At 66.5% G+C, this 16,597-nt stretch carries 17 protein-coding genes; 9 read left to right on the top strand and 8 right to left on the bottom strand.

The window, feature by feature from the left end; genetic code table 11:
- Window positions 1-41: 41 nt before the first annotated feature.
- Window positions 42-836: an enoyl-CoA hydratase/isomerase family protein gene (locus EGH21_RS09915; RefSeq protein ID WP_220618315.1), complete on the bottom strand. Its 795-nt coding sequence runs from the start codon at window positions 834-836 to the stop codon at window positions 42-44.
- A gap of 97 nt (window positions 837-933) precedes the next feature.
- On the opposite strand from EGH21_RS09915, the gene EGH21_RS09910 reads away from it, so the two are divergent.
- The 3 genes from EGH21_RS09910 (at window position 934) to sod (ending at window position 4,896) form a co-directional block, all read left to right on the top strand.
- Window positions 934-2,337, top strand: a complete 1,404-nt coding sequence (locus EGH21_RS09910) for a cryptochrome/photolyase family protein (RefSeq protein WP_220618314.1) — start codon at window positions 934-936, stop codon at window positions 2,335-2,337.
- Window positions 2,338-2,441: 104 nt separating this feature from the next.
- Window positions 2,442-4,097, top strand: a complete 1,656-nt coding sequence (locus tag EGH21_RS09905) for a histidine kinase N-terminal 7TM domain-containing protein (RefSeq protein WP_220618313.1) — start codon at window positions 2,442-2,444, stop codon at window positions 4,095-4,097.
- Between the two features lie 187 nt (window positions 4,098-4,284).
- Window positions 4,285-4,896 (top strand): superoxide dismutase, encoded by a 612-nt coding sequence (gene sod / locus EGH21_RS09900; RefSeq protein WP_220618312.1) that lies wholly within the window; start codon window positions 4,285-4,287, stop codon window positions 4,894-4,896.
- A gap of 61 nt (window positions 4,897-4,957) precedes the next feature.
- Here the strand turns inward: sod and EGH21_RS09895 are convergent, their stop codons facing one another.
- A complete protein-coding gene (locus EGH21_RS09895) occupies window positions 4,958-6,625 on the bottom strand; it encodes a histidine kinase N-terminal 7TM domain-containing protein (protein WP_220618311.1) in 1,668 nt (555 codons plus the stop codon).
- Between the two features lie 82 nt (window positions 6,626-6,707).
- On the opposite strand from EGH21_RS09895, the gene EGH21_RS09890 reads away from it, so the two are divergent.
- Both EGH21_RS09890 and EGH21_RS09885 read left to right on the top strand, forming a co-directional pair.
- Window positions 6,708-6,977 (top strand): DUF5827 family protein, encoded by a 270-nt coding sequence (locus EGH21_RS09890; RefSeq protein WP_220618310.1) that lies wholly within the window; start codon window positions 6,708-6,710, stop codon window positions 6,975-6,977.
- Window positions 6,974-7,792 (top strand): ATPase, encoded by an 819-nt coding sequence (locus EGH21_RS09885; protein ID WP_220618309.1) that lies wholly within the window; start codon window positions 6,974-6,976, stop codon window positions 7,790-7,792. Before EGH21_RS09890 ends, EGH21_RS09885 begins: the two co-directional genes overlap by 4 nt.
- Before the next feature lie 9 nt (window positions 7,793-7,801).
- On the opposite strand, the gene EGH21_RS09880 is transcribed toward EGH21_RS09885, so the two are convergent.
- Both EGH21_RS09880 and EGH21_RS09875 read right to left on the bottom strand, forming a co-directional pair.
- Window positions 7,802-8,254, bottom strand: a complete 453-nt coding sequence (locus EGH21_RS09880) for a DUF302 domain-containing protein (RefSeq protein WP_220618308.1) — start codon at window positions 8,252-8,254, stop codon at window positions 7,802-7,804.
- 47 nt (window positions 8,255-8,301) lie between these two features.
- Entirely contained in the window at window positions 8,302-8,877 is a 576-nt protein-coding gene (locus EGH21_RS09875; RefSeq protein WP_220618307.1) for an MBL fold metallo-hydrolase, read from the bottom strand.
- Window positions 8,878-9,016: 139 nt separating this feature from the next.
- Here EGH21_RS09875 and EGH21_RS09870 point away from each other — a divergent pair, with 139 nt between their 5' ends.
- The 4 genes from EGH21_RS09870 (at window position 9,017) to EGH21_RS09855 (ending at window position 12,589) form a co-directional block, all read left to right on the top strand.
- Entirely contained in the window at window positions 9,017-9,601 is a 585-nt protein-coding gene (locus EGH21_RS09870) for a response regulator transcription factor (RefSeq protein ID WP_220618306.1), read from the top strand.
- Window positions 9,585-10,274 (top strand): RAD55 family ATPase, encoded by a 690-nt coding sequence (locus EGH21_RS09865; protein WP_425433300.1) that lies wholly within the window; start codon window positions 9,585-9,587, stop codon window positions 10,272-10,274. The genes EGH21_RS09870 and EGH21_RS09865 overlap by 17 nt, the downstream gene beginning before the upstream one ends.
- 81 nt (window positions 10,275-10,355) lie before the next feature.
- Window positions 10,356-11,099, top strand: a complete 744-nt coding sequence (gene thyX, locus EGH21_RS09860; RefSeq protein ID WP_220618305.1) for an FAD-dependent thymidylate synthase — start codon at window positions 10,356-10,358, stop codon at window positions 11,097-11,099.
- Window positions 11,100-11,209: 110 nt separating this feature from the next.
- Window positions 11,210-12,589 (top strand): ABC transporter substrate-binding protein, encoded by a 1,380-nt coding sequence (locus EGH21_RS09855; RefSeq protein WP_220618304.1) that lies wholly within the window; start codon window positions 11,210-11,212, stop codon window positions 12,587-12,589.
- A 24-nt stretch (window positions 12,590-12,613) separates the two neighbouring features.
- Here the strand turns inward: EGH21_RS09855 and EGH21_RS09850 are convergent, their stop codons facing one another.
- From EGH21_RS09850 to EGH21_RS09835, 4 genes are read right to left on the bottom strand one after another with little or no spacing between them, the layout of a single operon-like run.
- Window positions 12,614-13,369: an ABC transporter ATP-binding protein gene (locus tag EGH21_RS09850; RefSeq protein WP_220618303.1), complete on the bottom strand. Its 756-nt coding sequence runs from the start codon at window positions 13,367-13,369 to the stop codon at window positions 12,614-12,616.
- Window positions 13,366-14,175 (bottom strand): ABC transporter ATP-binding protein, encoded by an 810-nt coding sequence (locus EGH21_RS09845; RefSeq protein WP_425433302.1) that lies wholly within the window; start codon window positions 14,173-14,175, stop codon window positions 13,366-13,368. The genes EGH21_RS09850 and EGH21_RS09845 overlap by 4 nt, the downstream gene beginning before the upstream one ends.
- Before the next feature lie 22 nt (window positions 14,176-14,197).
- Window positions 14,198-15,481, bottom strand: coding sequence for a branched-chain amino acid ABC transporter permease (locus EGH21_RS09840; protein ID WP_220618301.1), 1,284 nt, complete (start codon window positions 15,479-15,481; stop codon window positions 14,198-14,200).
- A complete protein-coding gene (locus tag EGH21_RS09835; protein WP_220618300.1) occupies window positions 15,478-16,593 on the bottom strand; it encodes a branched-chain amino acid ABC transporter permease in 1,116 nt (371 codons plus the stop codon). Before EGH21_RS09835 ends, EGH21_RS09840 begins: the two co-directional genes overlap by 4 nt.
- Window positions 16,594-16,597: the final 4 nt, after the last annotated feature.

Genomic DNA, 16,597 nt, shown 5'->3' with positions numbered 1-16,597 from the left:
AAAGGGTTGACGATAGCCACTTTCCGCTCGCCCGCCTGCGGTCAGCGACCCTCGAACTCCGGAGACCGCTGTTCCATGAACGCCGTCGCGCCTTCCTCGTGGTCGGCCGTCGTGAACGCGAGGCCCTGAGCCGTAGCCTCGTCGTCGAGCGCTTGCTCGAACGTCGATTCGGTCCCGCGGTCCAGCAACCGCTTGGCCTGTGTCAGCGCGACGGTCGGTCCCTCTGCGATGGTTTCGACCATGTTTTCGACGCCGTCCTCGAACTCGTCGGCCTCGAACAAGCGGGTGAAGATACCCAGTTCGCGGGCCGTGTCGGCGTCGAGCAGTTCCCCGGTGAAGACCAGTTCCTTGGCCTTGTTCGGGCCGACGAGTCGCGGGAGGAAATAGGAGACGCCCGAGTCGATAGCGAGGCCGACGCGCCGGAACCCGAACCCTATCTTCGCCTCTGGACTGGCTAACTGCACGTCACACGCCAGTGCGAGGCCAGCGCCGGCACCGAACGTCGCGCCGTCTATCTTCGCTACGACCGGTAGTCGGCAGTCGTGGACCGCCTCGATAGCGCCGTGGATGGCCGAGACGACGAGTTCGACGCGCTCGGCGGGTGGCTGGTCGCCGGCGACGCCTTCGACCATCGCGCCCACGTCGCCGCCGGCACAGAACGCCGGTCCGGCTCCTTCGAGGACGACACAGCGGGCGTCGCTGTCCGCGATGGTGTCGAAGCGCTCTATCAGTCGCTCGGACGTCTCCTCGGCGAGGGCGTTCCGCACGTCAGGTCTGTTCAACGTCACCGTTGCCACGTCGTCTTCGATGGTCAGGAGAACGGCATCGTCTGACATACCCGCGACCACCGGGCCCGCCGAGATAACTCTGCCGCCGGTCGGAGCCAAACCCTGTTGGGTACGGCTTTTTGCCCGCGGCGAGCGTCCACCGGATATGCGCCTTCACTGGCACCGTCGAGACCTGCGGGCGGCCGACAACGTGGGCCTCGCGCGGGCGAGCCCCGATGACGCCGTAGTCCCGGTGTTCGTCTTCGATACGAACGTACTCACACACGCCGGCCCGCCGCGGGTCGCGTTCATGCTGGACGCCCTCGAGAGCCTCCGGTCGTGGTACCGCGACCACGGCTCCGACCTCGTCGTCGCCCACGGGGACCCACGGACGGTCCTCCCCGAACTGGCCGCCGAGTACGGCGCAGAGACGGTGACGTGGGGCAAGGACTACTCCGGTCTCGCCCGGGAGCGAGACGCCGCCGTCCGCCGGGCACTGGACGACGCCGACGTGGCCCGCGAGGCCGTCCAGAACGCCGTCCTCCACGAACCCGGCGAGATTACGACCAACGACGGCGACCCCTACAGCGTCTTCACGTACTTCGGTCGGAAGTGGCACGACCGGGAGAAGGCCGACCCCTACGACGCCCCCGCCGCGGACGCACTGGCCGACGTCGACGGTGACGACCTGCCGACGCTCTCGGACCTCGGGTTCGATACCCCTGAGGCCGACGTGCCGCCCGCCGGTACCGACCACGCTCGCGAGTTGCTCGACGCGTTCCTCGACGAGAACGTCTACCGCTACGAGGACCGGCGGGACTACCCCGCCGACGACTGCACCTCGCGGCTCTCGGCCCACCTCAAGTTCGGCACCGTCGGTATCCGGGAGGTGTACGAGGCCACCGCCGAGGCACGCGACGCCGTCGAACCCGGCAGTGCCGAGGCGGAATCGGTCGAGGAGTTCCTCTCCCAACTCGCGTGGCGGGAGTTCTACGCGCAGGTACTGTTCGCGAACCCCGGCGTCGTCACGGAGAACTACAAGAGCTACGAGCGCGACATCGAGTGGAACTACGACGAGGACCACCTGCAGGCGTGGAAGGACGGCGAGACGGGCTATCCCATCGTCGACGCCGGGATGCGCCAACTCCGCGAGGAGGCGTTCATGCACAACCGCGTCCGCATGATTGTGGCCTCCTTCCTCACGAAGGACCTCCTGCTCGACTGGCGGCACGGCTACGAGTGGTTTCGGGAGAAACTGGTCGACCACGACACCGCCAACGACAACGGCGGGTGGCAGTGGGCCGCATCGACGGGGACTGACGCGCAACCGTACTTCCGGGTGTTCAACCCGATGACGCAGGGCGAGCGCTACGACCCCGACGCCGAGTACATCAAACACTACGTGCCGGAACTCGAAGACGCCGCCCCCGAGATAATCCACGAGTGGCACGAGGCGTCCCTGACCCAGCGCCGGAACGCCGCTCCCGACTACCCCGACCCCATCGTGGACCACAGCGAGCGACGGGAGGCGGCGATAGAGATGTTCGAGATGGCGAGGGGCGACGGATGAGCGAAGTGACGGAGTCGGCCCTCGGCGGAACTGACAGCCAACATCCGGGATGAGGAAGTAAAGCGCACGTTTTTTACGCTCTCCCGTGAGTTGGGATTACGAGTATGGTGGGCAACATATTTCTGTCGGCGCTGGGGCTGTCCGCGCTCTCCTGTGCAGTCGTCGCGGCGCTTGCGGTTCGTCACAGGACGGTTCCGGGGGCGCGGCCGTTGGTCGTCCTCTCGCTCGCCGAGTTCTGGTGGATAGCGTTCTACGCGGGCGAACTGCTGGCCGAGTCGCAGACGAGGACGTTCCTGTTCGCCCGGTTCGAGTGGGTCGGCGTCGTCGTCCTCCCGCTCGCGTGGATAGCCTTCGTCTTCGAGTACACTGGCCGCACGGAGTATCTCACTCGGACGCGGTGGGCTGTCCTCGCTATCGTCCCGGCCGTGACGCTCGTCGCGGCACTGTTCGCCTACGAGGGGGCTATCCGAACACCTGTGCAGACGACGGCCTACGGCGGCGTGACGGCGCTCACCGGTGGCTTCGGTCCCGGCATGTGGCTGTTCGCGCTGTTCACGTGGCTCGTCGTCGCCTCCGGGGCCATCCTCCTCGTCGAGTTCATCCTCGAACAGCGGTCGCTGTATCGGGGGCGAGCGGCCGCACTGGTCGGTGCTGCGGTGGTTCCCATCGCCGCGAGTTACGTCTTCGCGACGGACCTCGTCCCGACGGCTGTCTTCGACCCGACACCTATCGCCTTCGCGCTGTCGAGTCTGCTCGCGGTGGTCGCCATCGTCGAGTACGATATGTTCTCCCGGATGCCGGTGTCCTCGCACCTCGCGTCCGGCACGGCCGTCGACGCTATCGACGACCCGGTGTTCGTCCTCGACACCGGCAGTGTGGTCGTCGACTGTAACCCGGCGGCCTGCGCGCTCGTCGGGACCGACCGGGAGTCACTGCTCGGCCGTCACGCCGACGACGTGGCCGTCCTCGCGGACCTCGCGGACGACGCGACGGCGACGACGGTATCCGTCGAGGACGAGGACGGGACGGCTCACTACGACGTCCAGACCGCGCCGATAGACGGCGACGACGACCACGTCTTCGGCGAGGTGGTGACGCTCCGTGACGTGACCGAACGGCGGGAGCGAAAGCAGCGTCTCGACGGCCTCAACGAGGTCCTCCGGGCGACGTTGCAGGAGGAGATGGACACCGTCCAGCGGGTCGTCGACGACGGGGACACGATCTCCGACGTGGCGGTCCTCCGCGAACGAGTGTCGGTCGCACTGGACGTGAGCGACCGTGCCGGGGAACTGGCGACGATGGTCTCACCGGAATCGGAACCGCCGGCCGACATCGTGCCGATAATCCACGAGGAGATAGACGCCGCGCGAGAGTGGCGACCCGACGTGACGTTCGTCCTCGAGGCCAGTCTGGGCGAGTGGGCCTACTGTAGCGGCCTGTTCGAACCGGTGTTTCGCGTGTCGCTCCGACACGCCGCCGAACGGTCGCTGGCCGCCGACACCGACTCTGTGGTCGGCATCGCCGTCACCGCCGAGGCCGAGACGGTCACCGTCACGGTCAGCGATACGGGCGACCCGCTGACGGAGCACGAACAAACGGTGTTGCTCCACGGCGCCGAACCACGGCCAGCAGACAGCGACGACATGGGCCGTTGGCTCGTCAACTGGGGCGTCGAGCAGGCCGGTGGAACGGTGTCGGCCGGGACTGACGGCCGACACACCGTGCTCGAACTCACCTTCCCCCGAACGTCGGCCGAGTGACGTGACGGCCGCCGACGGGTCGCTCGGCGCACCTGACATCTCGCCGCGGAATAATTGCGCCGTTGTCAGTACCGCTCGTCGCTCGGCCTATCGGGCTGCCGCTGGTGTCTCCCTGCGGTGTGGTATCATACGGCTCCTAAACGTTTAACAGTCGGCCGCACCACCGTTCATGTGGAGGCGATTTCATATGTCCGAACACTCCGAACCCGAGCTGCCACCGCTTCCGTACGACTACGACGCCCTGGAGCCACACATCTCCGAACAGGTGCTCACGTGGCACCACGACACCCACCATCAGGGGTACGTAAACGGGCTGGAGTCGGCGGAAGAGACGCTGGCAGAGAACCGCGAGTCGGGAGACTTCTCCTCGTCCGCCGGTGCGCTGGGTAACGTGACCCACAACGGCTGTGGCCACTATCTCCACACGCTGTTCTGGGAGAACATGGACCCCAACGGTGGCGGCGAACCCGAGGGCGACCTGCTGGCCCGTATCGAGGAGGACTTCGGCTCCTACGAGGGCTGGAAGGGCGAGTTCGAGGCCGCTGCCTCTGCCGCCGGTGGCTGGGCGCTGCTGGTCTACGACCCCGTTGCGAAGCAGCTCCGCAACGTCGCGGTCGACAAGCACGACCAGGGCGCGCTCTGGGGCGCACATCCCGTCCTCGCGCTCGACGTCTGGGAGCACTCGTACTACTACGACTACGGTCCGGCCCGCGGCGACTTCATCGACGCCTTCTTCGAGGTCGTCGACTGGGACGAGGTCGCATCGCAGTACCAGACCGCGGTCGGTCACTTCGAGTAACGCTCCTCACCCGCACTTTTTATCGCGCGCACGCCGACCAGCCGACGGCTCGTCGACTCGGTCACCGAGATGGAGTCGTCACCAACGCGCCGTCGAGTTCTGTGACCGCGACTCGGAACCCGCCGGCCGGACTCTCTGTCGCCCGTACCGTCCACCCGTGGCTGGCCGCGACGTGGTCGACGATAGCGAGTCCGAGACCGGTTCCCGACGACGAGGTGCTGAATCCGTGGTCGAACACCTCGTCTCGTTCGTCCGCCGGCACGCCCGGGCCGTCGTCTTCCACGGCGAACCCGTCGTCCGTCCCGATGACGGTGACGGTGACCGCCGGGCCGCCATGCTCCACGCTGTTTCGAAACAGGTTCTCGAACAGGCGTAACAACTGGTCCCTGTCACCGACGAGCGGACGGTCTCGTTCGACCACCAGATTCGCGTCGCCGGTGTCGACGTGTTCCCACGCCGACTCCGCGAGCTCCGAGAGGGAGAGTGAGTCGGCCTCCAGCGTCGTCTCGTCGCGGGCCAGTGCGAGCACTTCGTCGACGAGTCGCTGCATCCGGTCGTGGGCGCGCTCGACGCGCTCGAAATGCTCCGGGTCGCCGGTCTGTTCCGCGAGTGCGAGACTTCCGCTGGCGACGTTCAGCGGGTTACGGAGGTCGTGTGAGACGACGCTCGCGAACTGGTCTAGTTGCCGGTTCCGGCGTTCGAGTTCGCGCTGGCGAGCCTTCTGCTCCGTGATTTCGTGGACGAGGAAGACTCGGCCAAGCGGGTCGCCACGGTCGTCGTACAGAGGCGACGATTCGACGGTGAAGTAGCGGTCGTTGTGTTCCATCGTCATCTCCCTCCGTTCGACGCTGTCGACGATGGACTCGTATTGCTCACGGACGGCCGGCCACTGGTCGAGCACCGTCCGGATGTCGTCACCGACCGTGACGGACTCGCCCAGTAGCGCGCGGCCGCTGTCGTTCACCTCGATAACTCGGTCGTCTGTCCCGACGACGAAGACGGCGCTGTTCAGGGATTCGATTACCTCGCGGTGGGCGACCGGAGAGATATCCAGGAAGTCGGTCCGAAGGGCAGTCCACGCGAGCGCGATTGCGGTGACGGAGAACGCGAGCGGGGTCGGGTCGAACCCGAGGTCACCGAAGAGGTAGAGGCCGTTTCCGATCCACGGCGCGAAGATACCGAAGACGAGTCCGACGACCTGTTTCTGCCGCATCGAGTCACTCGAGAGCGCGGATCTGATTATGAGTGTACTCGCAACCCCGACCAGTGCGTACGAGTAGGCCGCGTGAGCCCAGAATAAGCGGCCAGACACCACTTCCCACCCTATCATCGCCGTCTCGGACGGACCGAGGACCGTGTAGAGCAGCGGGGTCGGGTCGAATGCCACGACACCGATCAGGACGACTGGCTCTACGGCGAGCGCTCCGTACGTCCATCGACCGAGGTACTGGTCGTTTCCAGTGTAGGCGAGAGCGAAGACGAAGAGGCCGGCCACCACGATGACGATGCCGACGTACCAGAGGCGTGACCAGAGGAGCGCCCAGCGAGTACCGCGTGTGGCGATTGCAGCGAACGCACAGACACACCAGACGGACTGACCGGCCAGGAGAACCGCCAGCGGCGTCGCGCCAGTCCGGTCCCGTCGTTCCCACGCGTACCCGCCGACCGCCGCGACGAACACCGCGGTGGCAAGCAGGACGAACGCGTAGACGACGAACAGCGAGACCATCTGGCAACTACTAGAACTCTACCGATAAAGTGGTTCTGGATGGTTCGAGGGATTTACCCACCCCCTCGGCGTAGCGGCGGCTATGCCAGCCGACAAGGCCGAATTCGACGACGTCCGCGCCTTCGAGTTGCACGAACCCGCAGACATCCTCGACCCGGACCTGCTGTACACGATTCCCGAACTCGCACGCCTCCTGCAGGGGCTCCCGGTCGACGCCGAGTTGAGCGACTTCAACGAGTCGGTCTTCATCGACTGGGCCATCCCGTGGATGATCTACTATCAGGACGACCTCGTGTTCGCCGAACCGGACGCCGAAGACGTGGTCGGCCTCTACGGTCTCGACGACAGATGAAGCTCCTCGTGGCCGGTGCCGACCGCGTCGACGCCGGCAAGACGACGTTCTCAGTCGGGTTGCTGGCCCACACTGGCGCCCGCGGGTTCAAGCCGCGGGCCGGCAACAACTACTGGTTCGACCACGACGACTACCGGTACGCGACCGAACAGGGACGACTGTTCGGCAAGGACGCCAAGCGACTAGCCGACGCGTCGCCGGGCGACGTGCGTCCCGAGGCCATCAATCCGATTCACCGACTCTGGCACCCCTCGCCGGGCGCCGGTACGGGCATCCTCGGGAGCGACCGTCGGCAGTTCGTCGTCGACCGCGTCGGCGGCCGCGACGGGGCTGGCGAGTTCGTCGTCAACGGGACCGTCGACCTGCCGGAGTCCGTCGAAGACTCGCTCCCGGTCGCCGACGCGCCGCGGGTCACCTCGCTTCCCGACTTCAACGACCTCATGGGTGTGATGCACGCCGAGGCCCTCGACGACGTGGCCGGGGATATCGCCGACGCCGACAGAGCGGTCGTCGAGTCCTACGGCGACGTAGCCCGGCCGCTCGACGGGTTCGAACCGGACGCCGTCGCCGTCGTCGAACCCGGCCGGGCCCGCTTCTACGACGGCCAGCGCTACGCGAAGGCCTGCGAGATTGCCACCGGGAGCCCCGGTGACGGACAGTTGGAGGAACGGGTCGGCAACGTGGTCGACCTCATCGACCGGACGGGCGCGGTCAGACTCCCCGCGCTCGACGGCGAGACGCGGGCCGACCCCGAGGCCGTCGCCGACGCGTACGACCACGCCTACGACGCACTGCTGGCGACGGCGTTCGACTGAACCGCCGTCTCACTCGACGCTATCGAGGTTACCGAATGCCTCGTCGACGAGTTCGCCGGTGTCGGCGACGATGTCGGCCATCACCTCGTCGTCGGGTGCCATCCCGAGGAGTCGAGCGGCGCGCATGATGCTGATGTGGTACACCGCCTGTACGCCGGGTTCCTCCTCCCAGACGACGACGTTACAGGGGAACAGTGCGCCGATACGCTTCTCCGAGGCGTCGAGCGCCCGGTCGGCCATGTTCGGGTTGCAGGCCCCGAGCACGTAGTACGGGTCCCGGTCCGCGTCGATCTTCTCGTTGAGCAGCTCAGAGGGCGAGAACTCCGTGGCGACGCCGAACCCGGCGTCGGTGAACACTTCGCGGACGTGTTCTATCGCGTCCTCGTGGGCCATCTCCAGCGTCGCTCGCTTCTCGCCGATGTCTTCCGCGTCGAGCGCCGTCGGGTCTATCGGGAGCGTCATGTGTCGAATCGACGCACCGTCCGGACAAAGAGGTTTGGTCGGCGGCCTCAGAAGCGGGCGGCCTGCCACGCCAGTTCGACGTCGCGGTAGGGGTCGTCGGTGACGCTGGGGCCGTGCCCGGTGTGCATCTCGCCGAGGTCCTCGTCGACGACGTCGAGTACACGGTCGATACTCTCGACGAGCAACTCCCGGTCGCCCTCTTCGAGGTCGGTGCGGCCGAAACTGCCGTTGGCGAAGACGAGGTCGCCCGCGAACAGGACGTTCGCCGTCGGCGAGTAGAAGCAGAGGTGGTCGTTCTTGTGCCCCGGCGTGTGGAGGGCCCGGTAGTCGTGGTCGCCCAGCGTCACCGTCTCGTCGTCGGCGACGGGCCGGGTGACTCCCTCCTGGTCCGTGTCGAACCCCCAGACGTCCACGTCGTAGGCCTCTACGACGTCTGCGAGGTTGCCGACGTGGTCGTAGTGGGTGTGTGTCAGCACGACGGCGTCTAAATCGTCGGCGGTGGCTTCGACCTTCGAGACGACGTCGAACTCGTTGCCGACGTCGACGAGGACCGTTCGGTCCCCCGTGACGAGGAAGGTGTTGCTCGTGAACGACTGGACGCCACGGGCCAGATTGCGTATCATGGCCCTCCGTTGACGGTGGTCGGCAATGTCGGTGTCGCTCCGCGGCTACCCCGACCCGACACCGGTTCGACGCGCACGCTCGCGTCCGCACCCACAGGGCTATGTATGTGGGTACTAAAACGGGGACAGTAAGAACAGTATGTCGAACTCGGACCCGCCAGTCGTGCTCATCGTCGAAGACGAACCGGACGTCGCCGAGACGTACAAACTGTGGTTGGAAGGTGATTACGAGGTCCGGATGGCCCAGAACGGTGACGAAGGGCTCGAACTGTTGGACGAGACAGTCGACGTCGTCCTCCTGGACCGGATGATGCCCGGGCTCTCCGGCGACGAGGTGCTCAGTCGAATCCGCGAACGGGAGCTAGGCTGTCGCGTAGCGATGGTGACGGCCGTCGAACCGGACTTCGACATCCTCGAGATGGGGTTCGACGCGTACCTCTCGAAGCCGATTCGGAGCGAACAACTCCACGACACGGTATCGAATCTCTTAGAACGCTCCGAGTACGACTCGCTCCTGCAAGACTACTACGCACTCGTCGAGAAGCAGGCGACGCTGGAAGCGACGAAGTCGAACGCGGAACTGGCCGACAGCGAGGAGTACGCCGCACTCAAGGCGGAGGTGGCGGAGATGCGGGAGGGCCTCTCCGACACCCTCGGTGGCATCGAGGACGACGACGACTTCATCGCGACACTGCGTGGACTGAGCAATGGCGAAGAGAACTGAGGTGACGGAAGACATGTACGACCTCTCATCTGTACTCGATTTCGACGCGCTGTCAGAGGTCCGACCCGGGTCCAGCATCCTCATCTCTGGCCCCGCGATGACCGGGAAGCAACGACTGGCCTACGACATACTGGCCGACGGCGCTCGCGAGGGGGACGGCACCGTCGTCGTGACGACGAGCGACGACGCCACCGACGTCGTCGCGGACTTCCGAGAACGGGTCCCGGAACTGGAGGAGTCACAACTCGGCGTCGTCGACTGCCGACGCGAGGGCGGGTCCGATAGCAGCTCCGTCGACGGTGCGTACGTCCATCAGGTGTCGTCGCCGGGCGACCTGACGGGCATCGGTATCGGCATCACGAAGACGCTCGAAGGGTTGCACAACTCCGGCCGTGACCGTGGCCGACTCGCCCTCATCTCGCTGTCGACGATGCTCACCTACACGGACAAGAAGACGGTGTTCAAGTTCTGCCACGTCCTCTCCTCGCGACTCGACGCGGCGGACTACATCGGCGTGTTCACCATCGACTCGGGGGCCCACGACCAGCAGACGATTCAGGTCATCAAGCAGGCCTTCGACGGCCTCATCGAGGTTCGGGACGCGGAGGGCGGCGGGCGCGAGTCGCGCGTCCTCGGCCTCGCCGGCGAACCGACCGACTGGAAGCGCATCTGAAGCGCCCGTCGGAGCGACGCGTCGCGTCCGTTCTGACCGGTGGGGAGCAAGTATTTTGACCCTCCGGCGTTCCCTCCCGGTATGGAAGTCACGCTGCTGGAAGCCACGGAGGACCCCGAGGACCTCGTCTGTAAGGCCGCCCGCAACGACTACAGCGCGGAGTTCGTCGGCGGCCAGTCCATCGAAGCGACGATGGAGACGGTCGAGGGCGACACGCTCGAAGAGAAGAAGGAGACGCTCATCGGCCACCTGCTGGACCACGGCCACTTCGGCCCCTTCGAGCACCCCCAGATAACGTTCGCCATCGAGGGCGTCTCACGCTCCTGTATGGCACAGATTACGCGCCACCGCCACGTCTCCTTCGACGTCCAGTCGATGCGGTACGTCTCCTTCGACGACGTCGACCCGGCCGACGTCCGGGATGGCGAGATGGTCGTCGTCCCGCCGTCGGCGACCGACCCCGAGTGGGTCGGCCGCAACCAGAAGCAAGGGGCCGTCGACGAGGCCGACGTCGAGCGACGGGCCGAGATTTTCCGTGACACCATCGAGGACGCCGTCGAGTCCTATCAGGAACTCCTCGACCTCGGGATGCCACCGGAGGACGCCCGGTTCGTCCTCCCTATCGGGACGAAGGTCAACATCGTGATGTCGATGAACGCGCGGATGCTGATGCACGTCGCCGACATGCGCGCCGCCGCGGACGCACAGTGGGAGATTCGCGAGATGACGGAGGAACTCCTCGACATCGCGGGCGAGTGGTGCCCCATCACGTTCGACCACTACGAACGCGAGATGAAGAACCGGAAGAACCGCCTCGCACCCTGACAGGTCTGCGACCCGACAGACCGGGCCCGCCGTTGCTCCGCATCACGCCGCCGTCCAGCGTCCCAGCACGGGCAACATATTTCTACTAGTGGGTTCAAACAACGATAGATATGAGTCGTGATAGCAGTAGACGAACGTTCCTCAAGCGTACCGGTGCGCTCAGTACCCTGAGTCTGGTCGGCCTCGCCGGGTGTTCGACGGAACCGAGCGACGGCGGTGGCGGCGACGGTGGTGACGGCGGTACAGACGGCGGCGACGGCGGGACCACCGGCGACGGCGGGAGTGACGGCGGTGGCGGTGCCGACACGCCCGACGTCCTGATGGTGGTCGGCTACCCGCAGAGCGGCGTCCAGCTGTTCAAGGACTACTACTCGGACTACGGCGACGACACCGTCGACATCCTCGTGACCGACGGGCTACAGGACGGCAGTCTTCCCGGCGACGTGGGCAACGACATGTCCAACGTCACCGGGTCGGCGCCGTCCGCCGCCGGTCCGGGCGTCGACACGTTCACGAACCTGTTCACGTCGGAGTTCGACTACGACGAGGCCGGCGTGTTCACCTCGCAGGCGTACGACGCCTCGGCGGTCCAGATTCTGGCCAACCTGATGGCCGGCGAGAACGACGGCACCGCGATTCGCGACCACATGCGGGTCGTCGCGAACCCCGGCGGGACGACGTACACGCCGTCCGAACTGCCCGAGGCGGCCGAAGCGGCGGCCGCCGGCGAGAACATCCAGTACGAGGGGGCGTCCAGCAACGTCAACTTCGACGACGCCGGCGACATCACCTCCGCGCAGTATCAGGTGTTCGGCTTCACCCAGAGCGGCGTCGAGACCCAACAGACCATCGACTTCGGTGGGAACGCCGACCTCGCGCAACCGGAACCGTCCGGGAGCGGTAGCGGGGCCGACCGGACGGTCCGACTCGGCGTCCTCCAGCCGGAGACCGGTGACCTCGGTCCGCTGGGGCAGGCGATTCGTGACGCCGCGCTGTTGCCGGCGATTCAGCTCCGGGACCAAATCGACCAGAGCATCGACACGCAGGTCGGTGACACCCAGTCGACGGCACAGGCCGCCGTCAACGCGGCGAACTCGCTCGTCAGCGCCGGCTACCCGTCCATCACCGGCGCGGCCTCGTCCGAAGCGACGATTCAGGTGGCGAACAACGTCCTCGTTGACAACCAGGTGGTCGGGTGCTCGCCCGCGTCCACCTCGCCGGCCATCACCACTCTCGAAGACGACGACTTCGTCTTCCGGACGCCGCCGAGCGACGCCCTGCAGGGGCAGGTGCTCGCGCAGTTGGCGACCGAGGAACTCGGCGCGTCGACGGCCTCGACGCTGTACCTGAACAACAGCTACGGGCAGGCGCTCCAGCAGGCCTTCGTCGACGCGTTCGAGAACCAGGACGGGAGCGTCGTCCAGCAGGTGGGATTCGAATCTCAGCAGTCATCCTACACCTCACAGATAAACAGCGCGCTGAACCAGTAACTCGGCGCGTCCGCCTTCGACGTTCTAGCCGCCGAGGAAGTCCTGCCTGACCTGCTGGTCCGCGAGCAGGACGTCGCCGTCGTCCTGATACCGGTTCTGGCCCTGCACGAGGACGTAGCCGCGGTCACAGCGCCGCAGCGCCTCCTTGGCGTTCTGTTCGACCATCAGGACGGCGGTGCCGTCGTCGTTGATGCCGTCGATGCGGTCGAACATCTCCGCGACGAGGTCCGGTGCCAGCCCCGCCGACGGTTCGTCCAGCAAGAGCAGGTCCGGGTCGAGCATCAGCGCCCGCCCCATCGCCAGCATCTGCTGCTGGCCGCCAGAGAGCGTCCCGGCTTTCTGGGTCGAGCGCTCCTCTAAGATGGGGAACCGGTCGTATATCGTCCGAATCTGGTCCTCGGGGACTTCGTCGAGGATGTACGCGCCCATCTCTAGGTTCTCGCGAACCGTGAGCGACCCGAACACGTTGTCGTTCTGCGGGACGTAACCGATACCCTCGTGGATAATCTCGTCCGGGCGGCGTTGGCTGATGTCCTCGCCGTCGAAGACGACCGACCCACCCATGTAGGTCGTCAGGCCGAAGACGGACTTCATCACCGTCGACTTCCCCGCGCCGTTGGGGCCGACGATGACGACGTACTCGCCGTCGGCGACGTCCATGTGCACGTCTTCGAGCACCTGCAGGTCCCCGTAGCCGGCGTCCAGATTGCGGACCGCGAGCAGGCTCTCGGCGGGGTCAGGTAGCGACGCGTCGGCGGACCGCTGGGCCTGCTGGCTCATACGTCACCTCCCAGATAGGCCTCGAGAACGCGCTCGTCCGACTGGATGGTGTCGGCGTCGCCCTCGGCGAGGACCTGTCCCTGATGCATGACGATGATGTGTTCGCAGTGGTTCATGATGACGTCCATGTCGTGTTCGACCAGCAGGAAGGTCAGTCCGTCCTGTCGCAGTTCGTCGATTCGGTCCAGCAGTTTCTCCTCCAGCGTGGGGTTGACGCCGGCCAGCGGTTCGTCCAGTAGCACCATCTCCGGTTCGGTCATCAGGACGCGGGCCATCTCCAGCAGTTTCCGCTGGCCGCCCGAGAGGTTGCCGGCGTTCTCGTGGGCGAGGTGGTCTATCTCGAAGAACTCCAGCGTCTCCCACGCCGCCTCGACGACTTCGGTCTCGTCGCGCTGGACCCGTTCGCGCAGGCCCGGGACGACCGACCGCAACGCCGATTCACCTAGCTGGCCCGGCGGCGCCAGCATCACGTTCTCCAGCACCGTCATCTCGGAGAGTTCGCGCGCGATCTGGAACGTGCGGACGAGGCCCCGCTTGGCGAGGGTGTACGGCGCCAGCCCTGTCACGTCGTGACCGTCGAACGTGACGGTCCCGGCGGTCGGTTCGTGGATGCCGGTGATGCAGTTGAACGTCGTCGACTTCCCGGCGCCGTTCGGCCCGATGAGGCCGGTGAAGGACCCTTTGGCGACCTTGAACGACGCGCCGTCGACGGCCGTGACCCCGCCGAACTGCTTGCGGAGTCCGTCGACTTCCAGCAGCGGCGAGTCGATGGCGTCGCTGGTGGTGGGAACGTCACTCTCCGGCATCGTTCGCTCGACCGTCTCGGCGTCACTCATCCGTCTCACCTCCGTCGGCGGACCGGGGTCGTCTCAGGTCCACGCTCGCGGCTGGTTCGTTGCGGTGGCCGAGCAATCCGTCTGGCTGGTTCTGGATGATGTAGACGAGGACGGCACCGATGAGGACGAACCGGAGCGTACTGATGTTCCCGACCGTGTAGGCGACCAGCGGCGTCGGGTCGAGCGACCCGAGGGCGGCGATGGCCTCGAAGACGTTGCCGGGCGCGCTCCGGCCGAACGTCGGGAAGTACTCGCCGAGCCGGGCCGGGAGGTAGAACAGCAACGCGGAGAACGTCGCCGCGCCGAGGATGCTCCCCGTGTTCGACCCGGAGCCACCGATGATGAGCGCCGCGAAGACGTAGAACGTGATGACCGGCCGGAACTGGGCGGGGCTGATGTAGCCAGCGCCGCCGCGGAACAGCGCGCCGGCCAACCCCATCAGCGCACACCCTATCATGAACGCCTTTATCTTGAACAGGCGGGTGTCCTTGCCGAGCGACTGGGTGACCGTCTCGTCCTCCCGGATAGCTTTCAACACGCGCCCGAACGGTGAGTCCGAGACCCGACTGAGGACCCAGTAACTCCCGGCCGCGATGGCCAGCAGACTCAGACCGTAGGCCATGTTGACGACGTTCGGCCCGGAGATGCCCACGCTCTCGGCGGCGGCGACGAGCGGTTGCCCGGGACCGTTGACGAGCGTCGCGACGACTTCGTCGGGCGACTTGAACGAGATGCCGGTCGCGCCACCCGTCCCGAACCGCTTGCCGAACACTTCGACTTCCGCGACGCCGCCCCAGTTGACGAACAGGCGGATAATCTCCGAGAGCGCGACGGTGACGATGGCGAGGTAGTCCGCGCGCAACCGGAGCGCGGGGAGGGCGGCGATGGCGCCGACGATGGCGGCCATCACCATTCCACCTAGCAGGCCGACCAACAGCGGGAGGCCGAAGCCCGGGACGCCGCCCGCACCGGGGTCTACCGGCGCCGTCAGGATGGCCGTCGTGTACGCGCCGACGGCCATGAAGCCCGCGATACCGATGTTGAACAGTCCCGTGTACCCCCACTGGAGGTTCAGCGCCAGCGTGAGGATGGCGTAGGCACCGACGAGCACCGTCACGCTGCCGACGAACCCGGCGGCGAGGTTGGCCGATTGCGCGCCGCCGACGGCGAAGGCCAGCAGCGTCAGTAGCAGCCAGATGCCGACGAGGAACGACACGACGAGCGCGGCGTCGGGGAGCGCCTCCAGTCTGTCGCGAACGTCTTCGAAACCGCTCATGCCGTGCTCACCCCCCCGAAGATGCCAGACGGGCGCAGGAGCAAGACGACGATGAGGACCGCGAAGGCGGCGGCCCGCGTCAGTCCCGACGGGAGCCAGATGAGCGCCAGACTGTCGACGAGGCCGATGAGTACGCCGCCGGCCATCGCGCCGTAGATGGAGCCGATGCCGCCGACGATGACGGCCGCGAAGATGAGCAGGAGGAGAATCCACCCGAAGTTGAACGAGATGGTCCCGCTCTCCAGGACGAGCAGGTAGCCGCTCGTCCCGGCCAGTGCGCCGCCCAGCACCCACGTCAGGCGGACGACCCGTTCGGTCGGGATGCCGGTGACGCGCGCGAGGTCCTCGTTGTCGGCCATCGCCCGCATCGCCTTCCCGAGTTTCGTCCGCTGGAGCAGGAGGTGGACGCCGAGCATCAGGACCACGGCGACGACGAGGAGCGCGATTTCGTTGTCCGTGATGGCGACCCCGGCGAACAACTGGAGACGCGTGCCGCTGGTGGCGACGCCGCTGGTCTGCGTGCTGAAGACGAAGGCGACGAGGTACCGAAGCGCCAGTGCTACCCCGATAGAGGCGATGAGCAGGGCGATGTTGCCCGAGTCACGCATGGGGCGGTAGACGATGCGGTCGACGACGAGGACGACGGCGACGGTGCCGACGGCGGCGACGACGAGGCCGAACAGGACGAGCACCCACGAGGCGGACGCGCTCAGTTGGGCGCCGCCGTTGAACAGGAAGAGGTCCGTCAGGGGTGCGCTGACGGCCAGATTCGCCGTGACGTACGCGGCGACCCAGCCGAGGAAGGCGCCCACGGTGACCGTATCACCGTGCGCGAAGTTCGCGAAGTCGAGGATGCTGTAGGTCATCGAGAGGCCGATGCCGGCCAGCCCCACCGCGAGGCCGACGAGCAACCCGTCTAACACCATCGAGGCCAGCGACCCGACGGTCAGTGCCCCACCCATGACCCTGAATCCGAGGGCGTACACCGTGGTTCCGAGCAGTTTCGTCGCGAGGTCGGCGACCAGATAGAGGACGACGGCGGCGACGGCACCAGCACCCGGCCGCTCTATCGCCAGTTGTCGGCCATCCGAGACTGTTTCAGCGATACCCATTGGT

It is taken from the genome of Haloarcula rubra (assembly GCF_019599465.1).
In the GTDB taxonomy this organism is placed as follows: Archaea; Halobacteriota; Halobacteria; order Halobacteriales; family Haloarculaceae; genus Haloarcula; species Haloarcula rubra.
Note: the sequence above shows the minus strand (reverse complement) of the source record. Positions and strands in the feature narration are given on the sequence as shown.

Bases quoted from the DNA above. Each gene is read 5' to 3' on its own strand.
- thyX (WP_220618305.1), top strand. From the start codon at position 10,356: ATGGAAGTCACGCTGCTGGAAGCCACGGAGGACCCCGAGGACCTCGTC.
- EGH21_RS09835 (WP_220618300.1), bottom strand. From the start codon at position 16,593: ATGGGTATCGCTGAAACAGTCTCGGATGGCCGACAACTGGCGATAGAG.
- EGH21_RS09865 (WP_425433300.1), top strand. From the start codon at position 9,585: ATGGCGAAGAGAACTGAGGTGACGGAAGACATGTACGACCTCTCATCT.
- EGH21_RS09885 (WP_220618309.1), top strand. From the start codon at position 6,974: ATGAAGCTCCTCGTGGCCGGTGCCGACCGCGTCGACGCCGGCAAGACG.
- EGH21_RS09910 (WP_220618314.1), top strand. From the start codon at position 934: ATGCGCCTTCACTGGCACCGTCGAGACCTGCGGGCGGCCGACAACGTG.
- EGH21_RS09840 (WP_220618301.1), bottom strand. From the start codon at position 15,481: ATGAGCGGTTTCGAAGACGTTCGCGACAGACTGGAGGCGCTCCCCGAC.
- EGH21_RS09915 (WP_220618315.1), bottom strand. From the start codon at position 836: ATGTCAGACGATGCCGTTCTCCTGACCATCGAAGACGACGTGGCAACG.
- EGH21_RS09905 (WP_220618313.1), top strand. From the start codon at position 2,442: ATGGTGGGCAACATATTTCTGTCGGCGCTGGGGCTGTCCGCGCTCTCC.
- sod (WP_220618312.1), top strand. From the start codon at position 4,285: ATGTCCGAACACTCCGAACCCGAGCTGCCACCGCTTCCGTACGACTAC.
- EGH21_RS09880 (WP_220618308.1), bottom strand. From the start codon at position 8,254: ATGACGCTCCCGATAGACCCGACGGCGCTCGACGCGGAAGACATCGGC.
- EGH21_RS09845 (WP_425433302.1), bottom strand. From the start codon at position 14,175: ATGCCGGAGAGTGACGTTCCCACCACCAGCGACGCCATCGACTCGCCG.
- EGH21_RS09895 (WP_220618311.1), bottom strand. From the start codon at position 6,625: ATGGTCTCGCTGTTCGTCGTCTACGCGTTCGTCCTGCTTGCCACCGCG.
- EGH21_RS09890 (WP_220618310.1), top strand. From the start codon at position 6,708: ATGCCAGCCGACAAGGCCGAATTCGACGACGTCCGCGCCTTCGAGTTG.
- EGH21_RS09870 (WP_220618306.1), top strand. From the start codon at position 9,017: ATGTCGAACTCGGACCCGCCAGTCGTGCTCATCGTCGAAGACGAACCG.
- EGH21_RS09855 (WP_220618304.1), top strand. From the start codon at position 11,210: ATGAGTCGTGATAGCAGTAGACGAACGTTCCTCAAGCGTACCGGTGCG.
- EGH21_RS09850 (WP_220618303.1), bottom strand. From the start codon at position 13,369: ATGAGCCAGCAGGCCCAGCGGTCCGCCGACGCGTCGCTACCTGACCCC.
- EGH21_RS09875 (WP_220618307.1), bottom strand. From the start codon at position 8,877: ATGATACGCAATCTGGCCCGTGGCGTCCAGTCGTTCACGAGCAACACC.